The 13,200-nt window shown below is 57.4% G+C and carries 14 protein-coding genes; 1 reads left to right on the plus strand and 13 read right to left on the minus strand.

Annotation, left to right across the window (positions count from 1 at the left end; translation table 11 throughout):
• Positions 1-19: 19 nt before the first annotated feature.
• The 13 genes from ACR0C6_RS05035 to ACR0C6_RS05095 form a co-directional block, all read right to left on the minus strand.
• Positions 20-541, minus strand: a complete 522-nt coding sequence (locus ACR0C6_RS05035; RefSeq protein ID WP_480618502.1) for an OmpH/Skp family outer membrane protein — start codon at positions 539-541, stop codon at positions 20-22.
• A 63-nt stretch (positions 542-604) separates the two neighbouring features.
• Positions 605-2,923, minus strand: coding sequence for an outer membrane protein assembly factor BamA (gene bamA, locus ACR0C6_RS05040; protein ID WP_480618504.1), 2,319 nt, complete (start codon positions 2,921-2,923; stop codon positions 605-607).
• Between the two features lie 169 nt (positions 2,924-3,092).
• A complete protein-coding gene (locus ACR0C6_RS05045; protein WP_480618506.1) occupies positions 3,093-3,221 on the minus strand; it encodes a hypothetical protein in 129 nt (42 codons plus the stop codon).
• A 78-nt stretch (positions 3,222-3,299) separates the two neighbouring features.
• Positions 3,300-4,652, minus strand: a complete 1,353-nt coding sequence (gene rseP, locus ACR0C6_RS05050) for an RIP metalloprotease RseP (protein WP_480445080.1) — start codon at positions 4,650-4,652, stop codon at positions 3,300-3,302.
• Between the two features lie 4 nt (positions 4,653-4,656).
• The gene (gene dxr, locus ACR0C6_RS05055) at positions 4,657-5,829 is read right to left on the minus strand and encodes a 1-deoxy-D-xylulose-5-phosphate reductoisomerase (protein ID WP_480618508.1); all 1,173 of its coding nucleotides are present in this window, start codon (positions 5,827-5,829) and stop codon (positions 4,657-4,659) included.
• Entirely contained in the window at positions 5,829-6,611 is a 783-nt protein-coding gene (locus ACR0C6_RS05060) for a phosphatidate cytidylyltransferase (protein WP_480618510.1), read from the minus strand. Before ACR0C6_RS05060 ends, dxr begins: the two co-directional genes overlap by 1 nt.
• On the minus strand, positions 6,608-7,339 hold the full coding sequence (locus tag ACR0C6_RS05065; RefSeq protein ID WP_171116012.1) for an isoprenyl transferase: 732 nt from the start codon (positions 7,337-7,339) through the stop codon (positions 6,608-6,610). The genes ACR0C6_RS05060 and ACR0C6_RS05065 overlap by 4 nt, the downstream gene beginning before the upstream one ends.
• A 9-nt stretch (positions 7,340-7,348) precedes the next feature.
• Positions 7,349-7,912, minus strand: coding sequence for a ribosome recycling factor (frr, locus tag ACR0C6_RS05070; RefSeq protein ID WP_152457921.1), 564 nt, complete (start codon positions 7,910-7,912; stop codon positions 7,349-7,351).
• A gap of 181 nt (positions 7,913-8,093) precedes the next feature.
• A complete protein-coding gene (acuI, locus tag ACR0C6_RS05075) occupies positions 8,094-9,089 on the minus strand; it encodes an acryloyl-CoA reductase (RefSeq protein WP_480445076.1) in 996 nt (331 codons plus the stop codon).
• Positions 9,090-9,178: 89 nt separating this feature from the next.
• Positions 9,179-10,282: a dimethylsulfoniopropionate demethylase gene (locus ACR0C6_RS05080; protein WP_480618512.1), complete on the minus strand. Its 1,104-nt coding sequence runs from the start codon at positions 10,280-10,282 to the stop codon at positions 9,179-9,181.
• Entirely contained in the window at positions 10,283-10,813 is a 531-nt protein-coding gene (locus ACR0C6_RS05085) for a DinB family protein (RefSeq protein WP_480618514.1), read from the minus strand. It abuts the gene before it with no gap.
• Positions 10,810-11,514 carry a DUF1326 domain-containing protein gene (locus ACR0C6_RS05090; RefSeq protein WP_152457918.1) on the minus strand — a complete coding sequence of 235 codons (705 nt, stop codon included), beginning with the start codon at positions 11,512-11,514 and terminating at the stop codon, positions 10,810-10,812. Before ACR0C6_RS05090 ends, ACR0C6_RS05085 begins: the two co-directional genes overlap by 4 nt.
• A gap of 4 nt (positions 11,515-11,518) precedes the next feature.
• A complete protein-coding gene (locus ACR0C6_RS05095; RefSeq protein ID WP_480618818.1) occupies positions 11,519-12,283 on the minus strand; it encodes a DUF2182 domain-containing protein in 765 nt (254 codons plus the stop codon).
• Positions 12,284-12,398: 115 nt separating this feature from the next.
• Between ACR0C6_RS05095 and ACR0C6_RS05100 the strand changes: the two genes are divergently transcribed.
• Complete coding sequence (locus ACR0C6_RS05100) at positions 12,399-13,130, plus strand: FadR/GntR family transcriptional regulator (protein ID WP_171231673.1); 732 nt, start codon at positions 12,399-12,401, stop codon at positions 13,128-13,130.
• Positions 13,131-13,200 lie beyond the last annotated feature (70 nt).

A 13,200-nucleotide genomic window follows, 5' to 3' on the forward strand; every position in this document is an offset into this window, starting at 1 on the left:
ACTGCAAGGGCAAGCGAACCTATTCGCCCTGATCCTCTTGCAAGTCGCTTCCATCACCAATCGCAGCGTTTATTCGGATAATTGCGGCATCGGTAATGTCTGACGTGCTTACGACGACGTTGGATCGCTCGATCATCACGCTGGCTCCAATTTCGCGCAACAGATCGACAAGCACCGGGCGCACAATCTCGGAAAAGGTCTGCTGGGCTTCTTCACTGCGACGAGACAGAACATCTAGCTTTGCCCTTTGCCCCTCACGATGGGACTGAACCTTGAGGTCAAACGCCTCGGCCAGGGGGCGGAACTCGTCGGCCGACATGGTGGCGCGCTGCTCGGTGAGTTCCTTTTCTTCGCGGCTCAGTTCCGCGACAATCCGTTGGTTTTCTTCGGCCAGTAAGGCGCTTTCCTTTTCAATTTCGCGCAAAACGCGCTGTCCAAACGCGGACTTGGCAAACAACTCTTCACTGGACAGGGTGACAACACTGGATTGTGGCATACCAAGCTGCTGAGCATTTGCCAAAGGCGCCGAAACCGTCGTCATAAAAGCGCACAGGGCCCAAAGCGGGCCCCGTGTTCTGCCAAGCAATCTGTTCAGCATCGCGGATCAGAACCGGGCCTGGATCGTGAAGTCAAAGTTCTGCTCCTTGTCGAAAGATTCTTTCTTGAGAGGCTGCGAGAAGTTGAACTGCAACGGCCCGAACGGAGTTTCCCAGAGCACCGAAATTCCGATCACGTGCCGGATCGATCCGTTTGCACCGACAATAGTTGCACCTGCCGTATTGACGTTGTCGATGTTGTAGAGGTTGCCAACATCATAGAACAAGCCACCGCGCAGACCGAGTTCCTCGGGAAGACCCAGCGGGAAGTCGGTTTCGAAACGGGCAACCCAGTAGTAGTTGCCCCCGATCGCGTCATCCTGACCGTTGGACAGGTCACGCGGTCCGATACCCGCAGGTTCGAAACCCCGGAAAGTATTGGGGCCCAGCACAAACCGGTCAACAGTACGGCTGAAATCGTTTCCGCGCCAATGCAGAGCGCCCAGTTCCATCGTTGCCCGAAGCACCACCTCTTCGTTCCAAACACGGGTTTGCGCGATGCCACGAGCCGTGGTCTTGAAGAATTTGTTGTCCCCTCCAAGTCCGGCGGCATCCACACCTACTTCAAACAGAACGCCAGTGTTGGGGTCCAGGCCGCCGAGACGGCTGTCATAAATGTAGGACAGTCCCAACGAACTGGACGTCCGTTTGCCCTGCGCAATTTCTGAAGAAATCACCGCACCGTTAACTTCGTTGCTCTGCTGCGTCATCTCGCTGCGGTCCCAGCCATAGCGGAGCCGCAGAGCCGACAACTCACCAATCGCGTAGGTCAACTGCGGTGTGAAGAAAAGACTGCTTGTATCGTAACTTGCAAACCCGGAATTGGTAGCCGACAGCCCCAGACCAAGATCAAAGCGCAGCTTGCGGCCCAGCAGATAGGGCTCGGTAAAGCTGAGTGTGTATTGTTCCGAGTCCTGTGCTGTAGATATTAAAACTCCAAGGTTCTGGCCTCGGCCCAGGAAGTTGGATTCGTTCAGACCAATTGCAATCCCGAAACCGTCCGTAACCGAGTAGCTGCCTCCAAGGCTCAGCGAGCCGGTGGGTTGTTCTTCAACGTCTACGTCCAGAATGACCTGGCTAGGCGACGATCCCTCGCGCGGTTCGACTTCGGCGACGGCAAAGAAGCCCAAGGCATTGATGCGCTCCGCAGCCTGACGGATTTCGCGTGGATTGAACGGGTCACCTTCAACAGTGTCAAACTGCCGGCGGATCACTCGGTCCAGGGTGGTTGTGTTGCCTTCAATATCGATCCGCTCGACAAAGATCCGAGGACCTTTTGTCAGAACAAATTCGACATCCAAAGTCAGATCGCGGTCATTGCGCGTAACACGTGGTTCCACCCGAAGGAAATCCACGCCTTGCTTCAGGCCCAGTCGCTCTTGTCTTGTAATCGAGTTTTCAACAAGCGTCGGCGTATATGTCACGCCGGGTTTGATCTTCAGCGCGTCCTGATAAGGTGCCGGGTCGACGCCCGGAATTTCGCTGACGGTCGTGATTTTACCGAACGAGAATTTTTGGCCCTCGGTTACATTCATCACCAGGAAAAAAGCATCCCTTTCACGTGTAAACTCGACATTGGCGCTGTTCACGCGGAAGTCGACATAGCCTCGTGAAAGGTAGAAATCCCGAATGACTTGCTTGTCGAACTCGATACGATCGCCGATGAACGTGTCGTTCCGGAAGAACGTCCGCAGGAAGGTTGCCTGCTTGGTTTCCAGAACACGGCGCAAACGACGGTCCGAAAAGGCACGGTTGCCAACAAAGCTGACACGTTCCACTTCAATGGTCGTGCCTTCTGCCACTTCAAAAACCAGATCAACTCGGTTGTCGCTACGGCGGATAATCCGAGGGATTACGGTCGCGGCAACTCGGCCTTGGGCTGAATACACTTCAGCAATCATGTCGGCGTCAGACTCGGCCAACTGTGGGGTAAAGACGCGGCGCGGCTGAGATTCGATAACGTCCAACAACACGTCGTCTTTGACACGGGCGTTACCCTCGATGCTGATCTGATTGATCGTCGGATATTCCTGAACCGTGATGACCAGCGTAGACCCCCGCGGTGTCAGCTCAACTGTTTCAAATACACCACTGTCAAGCAAACGCTGATAGGCATCATTGAGCTGGCCCGCAGTTACAGTCTGGCCAGGTTCGATTCCCGTTCGGGCGATGATCGTACCGGTTTCAATCCGGCGATTGCCCTCAACATCAAACGAATTGATCGTATAGTTTTGCGCCTGTGCTGCATGCGGAAAAGTCATTAAGCTTGCAGCAACAAAAAGGAAAAGAACCGCTAGCGCCTGCCACAAAATATTGTTTGTTGGCATTTGCTGCCCGCAGGATGTGCCCGCCCCTCGCCTGTCAGTCATTTTATGCTCTACCCAGAATTTAAGACTTTAATGCTGAGTAGCGGGATTGAATGAGCTTGTCAAAAGGCGAAATAGAAGCAGCCGCGAAGACTGCCATTCAAATTGACGACGTTAATTTCAGTAAGAATCACATGGTCGCCAGATAGGCGGCACCTGCCATAGCCAACGCCGTAACCGCAAAGCTCAACAGAACATCCCAATTCAGCACGAACAGGAAGCTAAAGCTATGATACGATTTTTTCAGCGTTTTGGTCATGGCTTTTCCCTCAGACGCAAAGATCATAACGTCAGAATGAGGCAATATTGCGGCCCAATCTTGCGCCGCGCGCCACAATCAGCAAAACAGATCGTTGCTCACTGAAAACAGCATGAGGGTGAGAATTAAGGTGATCCCTACCCCCATGAGCACCCGCAAGGCCCCATCACTGGGTGGTTTCCCTGCAATGGCTTCATAGGCGTAGAACACCAGATGCCCCCCATCCAATGCCGGGATCGGAAACAGGTTCAACAATCCCACCGCCGTCGACAGAACCGCGATGAAGAAAATGAAGTTCTGCGCCCCCTGACTGGCCATTGCCCCCGAGGTTTCGGCAATTCCGATCGGCCCCGAGATGTTGCAGGTGCTGATTGCCCCCGTCACCATGTGCCACATACCCGACAGCGACCCTTCGATGATACGAACCGTCTGTCTGACACCGCCGGTCAGTGAATCCAGAATACCGGCCGGTTCAGTTGCCGGCTCCAGCATCATGCCCCCGATGATCCCTATCCGCCAATGGGTGACGAATCCGCCATCCGGCTGAGGTTCGTCCGTGCGTCGCGGGGCCAATGCGAATTCCAGCTCGGACCCATCCCGCCAGACGTCTAACAGCAGAACCCGGCCGTCGGACCCTTCGACGAAGTCCTTCAGCTGCTCGAAGGCAAAGATCGGTTCCCCGTTCACCGCCGTGATGACATCGCCTTGTTTTAGCTGAATATCCATCGCCGCACTGCGTGGGGCCACTTGGCGGATCAGGGGTGGAAACATCCATGGTGCTTGTACATCTAGGGTTTCACCGTCCCGGTTCACCGTGTAGTCCAGAACCGGTTCCACAGGCAGCGCCTCGATAAAGTCCTGCCAGGCGCCCTCTTCATCATAGTCAGGTGTCGGGATACCGGCGATTGCGGTGATCACATCACCTTCTCTCAGTTCCTGCACAGTGCCCGGCAAGGGTTGCAACGATCCGACTGTAAGCGGCTCTTTCGATACGCCCTGTGACCAGAAAATCAGGCCAAACACCAGAATGGACATGACAAAGTTGAAGACAGGTCCGGCCGCGACCGTTGCGGCCCGTGCCCACAAAGGGGCACCGTGCATGGTGCGGCGCAGCTCTTCCGGGCTTTGGGTGGCGATGCCTTCCATCGCCTTTTCATCCTTGCCCGATGCTGCATTGGCATCGCCCAGGAACTTTACGTACCCCCCAAACGGCAGCAACGCGATCTGCCATCTGGTCCCCCGTTTGTCGACACGGCTCCAGAGAACCGGGCCAAACCCGATCGAGAACACTTCGGCATGGATACCAGACCAACGCCCCACAATGTAGTGGCCGTATTCGTGCACCGCGACGATGACCGACAATGCGATGACAAACGCGACAATCGTCCAGAGAAGATTGCCAAATTGCGGGATTAGGGAAAGTACGTCCAAAATTCTATCCTGCTCGTTCCACCACAGCGTCATCGACCCACTGACGTGCCAGATGGTCTGTTCGCTGTACGTTATCAAGGGTCATCGGGGCATCAATAAGGCTGTCTGACGCGTCGAACCTGTCGAGAACCGCGGCGACGGCATCAGCCATATCCAGAAATCCGGTCCGGCGTGCGATGAAATGATCCAGCGCACGTTCCTTCGCGGCGTTGAAAACAGCGCCCGCCAGGCCGCCACGCGCCATCACGTCTCGGGCCAGTTTCAATGCGGGATAACGTGCCAGATCCGGCGCGTTGAAACGCAACTGCCCCAGCTTTGCCAAATCAAGGCGCCGTATCGGCAATTCCCGTCTTTCGGGCCAATGCAGCGCGTAACCGATGGCGTGGCGCATATCGGGTGCCCCCATATGGGCCATCATCGCGCCATCACGATACCCGACCAGAGCGTGCACTATGGATTCCGGATGAACCAGCACTTCGATCTGATCCGGTTCGACACCGAAATATTCTTTTGTTTCTATGACTTCCAGCGCCTTGTTGAACATGGATGCACTGTCGATGGTGATACGCTGACCCATATCCCAATTCGGATGGCTGGAGGCCTGTTCAACAGTCGCGTTCACCAGTTCACTCAGGGGCCAATCTCGGAACGCCCCGCCACTGGCGGTGATGATCACACGCTCGACTGTTTCGATGTCTTCACCGACCAAAGCCTGAAACACCGCCGAATGTTCGCTGTCGACCGGCAGCAATCGCGCACCATGCCGTTTGGCCGTTTCCAGAACCAGTGATCCTGCGCAGACCAATGTCTCTTTGTTGGCCAGTGCCAGGGTCGTCCCCTGTTTCAACGCCTCGATCCCCGGCGCCAACCCGGCCGAGCCGACAATGGCCGACATGATCCAATCCGCCGGACGGGCCGCGGCCTCGACGATGGCGTGCGGGCCCGCAGCCGCCTCGACGCCACTGCCGGACAAAGCGGAACGCAGGTCATCAAGCCGGTCTTCATGAGCGGTGACGGCGACATCGGCACCGAGCCGACGCGCGTCATCCGCAAGCCTTTGAATATTGCCACCACCGGTCAAGGCCACGACGTCATACTCGGACGGTGCGCGCGAAATCAGATCAATCGTATTCTGCCCGATCGACCCGGTGGCCCCAAAAACAGATACCTTTCGCATTACATTTCACCCGGCGAATAGATCAGCCCCGCGATCAGAACGAACAGCGCGGCACCCATCATGCCATCGAACCGATCCAGAAAGCCGCCATGGCCCGGTATAAGGTTCGAACTGTCTTTGACACCGAACTTGCGCTTGACCGCGCTTTCGACAATATCACCGGCCTGACTTGCCATTGAAGCCAGAACGGAAACAACGACAAAACCGAATCCAAAGCCGGCCAGGCTTGCAAAAACCGCGCCGACACATGCCGCGGCGGCCCACCCGCCGGCGGTTCCCGACCACGTTTTCTTCGGGCTGACCTTGGGCCAGAATTTCGGGCCGCCGACCGCCTTGCCCACGAAATAGCCCGCGACGTCCGTGGCGACCACGACAGCAATCAGCCAAACCATCCAGCCAAAACCGGAATTTTCCCGGATCGAAATGAAACCCAGCCCGGCCCCGACGATCCAGACCACGAACATCCCAAACAGAACCTTCGAACGACTGATCTGCCCCACGCCCACAAGCGCAGGCGCAAGTACGACCGGCAAAGTGTAAATCGGCGGCAGATGGTAGCTGAGAACCACGGTGACGCTTGTCAGAATCCCCAATTGAACAGCCACGCCGCGGGACTGCGGGTCGATCATTCGAACCAATTCCCACGTCATCAGACCACAGGCTGCGGCGATGAAGGTCTCGAACCACCACCCGCCAAGCCAGACTTCGATTGATCCGATCACGACCAGAACCGCAGCAGAAAGAACCCGTGTTGTCAGGTCAGACCATCGGCCGTCTCTCATGCCAGAACCGCTCCGAACCGTCGATCTCTGGTGCCGTAATTCTGGCACAGACGGGCCAGTTCAGCAGCAGTGAAGTCCGGCCAGAGAGTGTCGATGAATTCATATTCCGAGTAAGCCGATTGCCAAAGAAGAAAGTTTGAAATCCGCGCTTCACCGCTGGTTCGAATAACAAGGTCGGGATCAGGAAGAACACGCGTATCCAGATATTTAGGAAGAGTTTCTTCATCCACCTCTTCGGGTTTCAGCCGCCCTTCAGCCACATCCCGCGCCAGACGCTTGGTGGCGCGTGCGACCTCGTCGCGCCCACCGTAATTCAGCGCGACGGTCAAATGAACCAGATCGTTGTTCTTGGTTTCTTCTTCCAGCGAGTCCATCAACTCGATCAACTTGGAATCCAGCCGGACCCGATCCCCGATGAACCGAACGCGGATGCCATTATCCGCAAGTGTCCGGGTTTCCTTGATGATATAGCGGCGGAACAGGTTCATTAGGCCAGCCACCTCGACCTGGGTCCGCTTCCAATTTTCGGTCGAAAAAGCGAACACCGTCAGGTACTTGATCCCCAAACCTGGGCAGGCCTCGACAACCTCGCGCACGCGCCGCGCACCGGCATGGTGGCCGAACAGCCGGGGACGGCCGCGCGCCTGCGCCCAACGACCATTGCCATCCATGATGATGGCCACATGGCGCGGGCCGGACTCCAGCTCGGTTTGCGGGTCTTTTGGCATCAGTTCGGCTCAGACCTGCATGATTTCGGCTTGCTTGGTTTCGAGCGCAGCATCTACGGCCTTGATCATCTCATCCGTCATGTCCTGAACTTCACTTTCCCAAAGCTTCTGGTCATCTTCCGACATGCCGTCCGCCTTGGCCTTCTTGATCTGATCCATGCCATCGCGACGCACGTTCCGGATCGCAATGCGTGCGTTTTCCGCGTACTGACCGGCGACCTTGCTCAGCTCGCGGCGACGTTCTTCGTTCAACTCGGGTATCGGCAGCATTATGATGGTGCCGTTCAATTGCGGATTGATCCCAAGACCGCTTTCGCGGATGGCCTTTTCCACCTTACCCACCAGTGACTTGTCCCAGACGTTTACAGTGACCATTCGCGGTTCGGGCACGTTCACGGTGCCCACCTGGTTGATCGGTGTCATCGAACCGTAAGCGTCAACCATGACAGGTTCCAGCATCGAGGCCGAAGCACGCCCTGTTCGCAATGATGCAAATTCGGTTTTCAGATTGGCCATTGCGCCATCCATGCGGCGCTGCAGATCATCGGTGTCCAGTTCGAAGTCGTCAGACATTCTGCTCACTCCCCGTCTTCAGGTAATCTTTGGATGGGTCTTACGCCATCGTAATTGGGATGTATAGCAATCATGATCGGGAATTGTATCAATGGCCAGAGGTGTTGCGGCCAATTTGGGCAAACATCTTTTCCGGAACCTGGCCGAGTTTCTTCGGCCAGGTTGAGTTCATGGGTCAGCCTCAGGCGTTCGCATCCACCACGACGCGGCCCTTGACCTGACCTTTCAGAATGTCGGCGCCCAGTTGCGGCAGATCGGACAGACCAGCCGGTTGAACCATCGCCTCAAGCTTGTCCATCGGCAAATCCGTGGCGATCCGTTTCCACGCGCGCACCCTGTTGTCATAGGGCTGCATCACGCTGTCGATGCCCAAAAGGTTCACGCCGCGCAGCAGGAACGGAATCACCGTCGCAGGCAAAGCAGCCCCCCCTGCCAAACCTACCGCAGCAACAGAGCATCCGTATTTCATCTGGCCCAGAACACGTGCCAGCATGGCGCCGCCCACAGCATCAACGCAGCCCGCCCATGTTTCGCTTTCCAGAGGGCGTTTTGTGGTCTCGTTCAGGTCGTCGCGCGGCACAATGGTCGTCGCACCAAGTGATTTCAGATAGTCACCGGTTTCGGGCCGTCCGGTGACCGCGGCGACCTCATAGCCCAAATTGCCAAGAATGGCCGTGGCCACCGACCCGACACCGCCCGCGGCTCCGGTCACCAATACCGGTCCACGATCCGGGGTCAGCCCATGATCCTCCAGCGCCATGACCGCCAGCATCGCAGTAAACCCGGCAGTGCCCACAGCCATTGCCTGACGCGTTGTCAGCCCATCGGGCAGCGGCACCAGCCAATCGGCCCGCGCGTTGGCTTTTTGCGAATAGCCGCCCCAGTGTGCCTCACCAACGCGCCATCCGGTCAGAACAACCTTGTCACCGGGTTTGTAGCGGTCATCCGATGAGACCTCGACCGTGCCGGCGTAGTCAATGCCCGGGACATGCGGATAGGCCCGCACCAGCCCGCCCCCTTTCGGAGACAGGCACAGGCCGTCTTTGTAGTTCACCGTGGAATATTCGACCGCAACCGTGACATCACCATGCGGCAGATCATCCACCGACAATTGTTTGATCGAGCCGGTGGCAAGTCCGCTCTCTTCATCCTTGTCCATCACAAGTGCATTGAACATCTGTCATTCCTTTCGTGTTCAGCAACCAGCCCATGTCGTCAGCTGGTTCAAAATATCCCGAGGTCGACGCGGCAGCGTCCTTAGCATTGCTAGATCCAGAAATGCGATTGCACGGTCGCGCGGCGCATCCCGGCCGGTGTTTCCACTTCCAGTTCCGTCCCGGCATCCCAATGGCTCAGGCGCACCATACCGATCGCCACATTGGTTTCAAAATCCGGAGACCAGGCCGCCGATGTCACCTGCCCCACGCGCTTGCCGCTTGCAAACAGGTCCCAGGGACGATCGCAGCCCGGTACAGGCTCACCGGCGATGGCGATTGGCCGGATTTGCTGCACCGGCCCTTCCTTGGCGACACGCAACAGGGCATCCCGACCGATACAGCCAATCGCGGTATGCGTGTTGCAGAACTTTCCCAGACCGCATTCATGCGGGGTATTGTCGTCGGTCATGTCGTTCCCATAGGACAACAGCCCGCCTTCAATGCGTTCGATCAGGTTTGGGCAGCCCGCGCGCACGTTCAGGTCCTCGCCGGCGGCAAACAGGGTGTTCCACAAAGGCATGCCGATATCGCCACCTTCCACGTATATCTCGAAACCACCCTGTTTCGAATAACCGGATCGCGCGACGGCCAGATCGCGCCCCTCGAACTCGAACATGTCGAATTTGAAGAAACGGATATCGCGCACTCGGTCCCCGAAGACACGCGCCATCAGCTCGTCCGCCTTCGGGCCCTGAACGGCAAGCGGCGACACGTCCGGTTCATCCACCAGCACATCCAGACGGTACCCAACGGCGATCCCTTTGACCCACAGCAACAGATCGCTGTCGGCAATCGAGATCCACCAGCGGTCTTCGGACAGCTTCACCGCCACCGGGTCGTTCAGCATGCCGCCGGTTTCGTCAACGATCGGCACATAGAAACATTGCCCCGGCAGCATTCCGCGCAGATCGCGCGGGGTCAGCATCTGCATCAGACGCGCAGCATCAGGGCCGCGCAATTCAACCTGCCGCTCGCACGACACATCCCAGACCTGCACATGGGTCTTCAGATGCCGGTAATCGGCTTCAACACTTTCAAAAACCGTCGGCAACAACATGCGGTTGTAAACCGTATAGCCCTTGACCCCGGCAGCTTCGACTCCTTCAGAGAACGGAGTGCGCCGCAAGCGGCGTGAGGCGGAAATCTGCGGCATTCATACCTCCTGCGGCATAAAGACGATATCACTGACAGGCGCTTCCGAGCCCGTCTCGGTCAGCATTTTGTGCACTTGTCCCCTGTGATGGGTCTGATGATTGAAGAAATGGATCACGCACAGCGCGTAAGGCATTGTGACATCTGCCTCTTTTGCGGCGGAATACCACGTGAACGATCCGGTCAGCGGATCATCCCCCAGCCCTTCTGCCCAGTTCAGGATACGCGTGTCGATCTTTTCGCGTAACGCCAACCAGCTTTGCAGATCCGGGCACAGGTATACGCTTTCATGGATACCCCCGCCCGCCTTGTGAATATTGCCATCTGGCCCGTCGCGCTTTTCGAAACGCGACATCCACATCCAGTCGCCCCACAACAGATGGTTCACCGTGCCCATGATCGAGCCAAAGAACGCCCCGCGTTCAAGGGTCAGTTCCTTCGGTGTCAGAGATTGCAAAAACTCTGCCAACTGTTTGTTCTGCCAGTGATTGTAACGCGCCATTTCCTGCGCATACCCACCCGTGATCATCATTTGGGCCCGTGCCAGTCGATCGGGCAGATTTCAGCGGACTTGCCGCCAAAGTCCCAGACCCGGCCATAGTCGCGCACCTTCGATTTGGTGCCACGCGCCACGATGATGTCAGGTCCCATCCAGTATTTGGAATTTGAGACCATCACCGGATGCTCCGGGTCCTTGCCCGCAAGCATCTCGATCTCTCCCTGGATTTTGCGACCAATCGCGATCCGACGTTTGTTTCCGTCACGCTCGATCTGGACCGGCGCCCGTTCCGCACCGATGATCTCGCTGACCAGCATGGTAAACAGACCGGTCGTGCCGCCCGCCTGACCGCTGAAGATTTGCAACAAACCGTTATAAGCCTTGCCGCTTGCGCGCTCGTCGACATAAGCAGCGACTTTCCACTGGCCTTCCCCCATCCGGCCCGGAATATCGACCAGCAAGCCGACATTCAGACCCGACAGATCCTCGCCTTCATAGTGGCCTTCATCAACGATGATGCCCATCCAAGCATGGCAGTGACCTTCCGTCGGGGGATGTGCGCCCAGCGACACCACGCAGGGGCAGAACACGTCGCATGAACAATTCAGGATCAACTCGCCCTTGATGGCCCATTCCGTCGGGCTCATCTCTCGCCGCTTGGGATTGGGCATGCGGCTGTCGATGCGCTGGCTGACGGGCAGCCGATCGGCGTCTGGTTTTCTGTTTTTAGCCATTGGCTTATCCTCCGTAGCTAATTGGATACACGAGCAGGACAAGACCGCCCGCAATCAACACAAACCCCATTGGACGGGTCACGGCGTGCCCGATCTGAGGAAGTTTCTCCAAAACCATGAACAGGGTCGCGAGCCCCATCCACAACAGGCTCATCACACCGCCGACAAAGCCAAGTGCCATAAAGCCCCAGCAACAGCCGACGCAAAACGCGCCAAGACCCAGGCCCATGCGCACGCCACCTGCAAAACCTGTTCTCCAATGTCCTAGGAAATAGGTCATCGGGGCATGGCAGACACCGTGGCACACCTCTTTGGCGCGGGAAAACTGAAAGGCGCCCACGGCAATCATCAAGCCGCCCGCGACCCATCCGGATTTGGCAATTCCCAGCATATCGACAACACCGCCAAACAGCAGAACCAACTGAATTCCTGCGATCACGGCCGCAAACCCGACCCAGACGATGGAATACCCGGCCAGAACCCCCAGCCAGCCGGCGCGGCTGCCATTTGCGCTGCGGATCAGGTCATCGTAACTGCGCAGGGTCGGGATCAGGGTCGGCAGCATCATGGCCGCCATCATGATCGCCCACATTAAAAACAGCGGGCCGAACTCGGCCATGGGCATGTACATATCCATGCGCGGATCCATCGCGGCCATCGCCTGCCCCATCGGCCCCGGACGGCCGATCAGATCAAGGTCCATGTCCCGGCTCATCGAGAACATGACCCACCACGCCCACAAGATCAGAAAATAAAAGCCCAGCCACATTCCGCTGCGCAGCCACGTACGACTCACTTCGGCCTCCCGACTCAACTCCCTTGCTTTTCAAATGTCAGACTTTTAAATGTCAGACAAATAAAAACTTGCCCAAGGTCGTCTGAAGATGAAAACCGCGCCCCGAAAAACCGCAGACCTGTCTGCCCAGATCGCCCAGGCCATTCGGGATGCGATTGTATCGGGCGAACTGATCGTGGACGCGCGCCTGCCGTCCGAAGCCGAGCTGTCGGATCAGTTCCAGGTCTCTCGCCCGACCGTGCGGGAAGCATTGAAACGGCTGGCCGCGCAATCCTTAATCCGCACACAACGCGGCGCTTCCGGCGGGGCGTTCGTGAATCGCCTGAGCTTTGAGGATGCCTATTCTCAGCAAGTCACGACTTCGACATTGCTGCTGTCGATGAATGCGGTCAGCTTCGATACCGCATGCGAGGCGCGATATGCCCTGGAAAGGGCCTGTGCGCCTTTGTCAGCGCAGCGGCGCACGGCAGATCACCTGGCGACCATGCGGGCAGAAATATTCCGCCAGTCTCAACCGGGACTGACGGACGAAGCATTTTGCGCCTCGGACGTGACTTTCCATCGCGCGCTGGTGGATGGGGCTGGCAACCCGGTCCTGTCCTATCAGCTGGCAGGTGCCGTGGAAGCGATGCAACCGCTGATGAACATGATCACGTTTACCGCGCGATCCCGCGAAGAGATCATCGGACTGCACAGCAGAATAGTGGACGCGCTTGAGGCAAAAGACGCGGACACCGTAGACACCGCACTTATTGATCTGGAACATTACACACGACGGCTGGCCCACGACGTGGTCGAAAGCAAACGTAAACCGACCTGAGGGCCGCATTCGAAACAAGATCAGAACAAGGGGCAAACAAGCGGGCAGATTGTCATCCGGCGCCAAGACC

It is taken from the genome of Ruegeria sp. AL12, assembly GCF_056540885.1.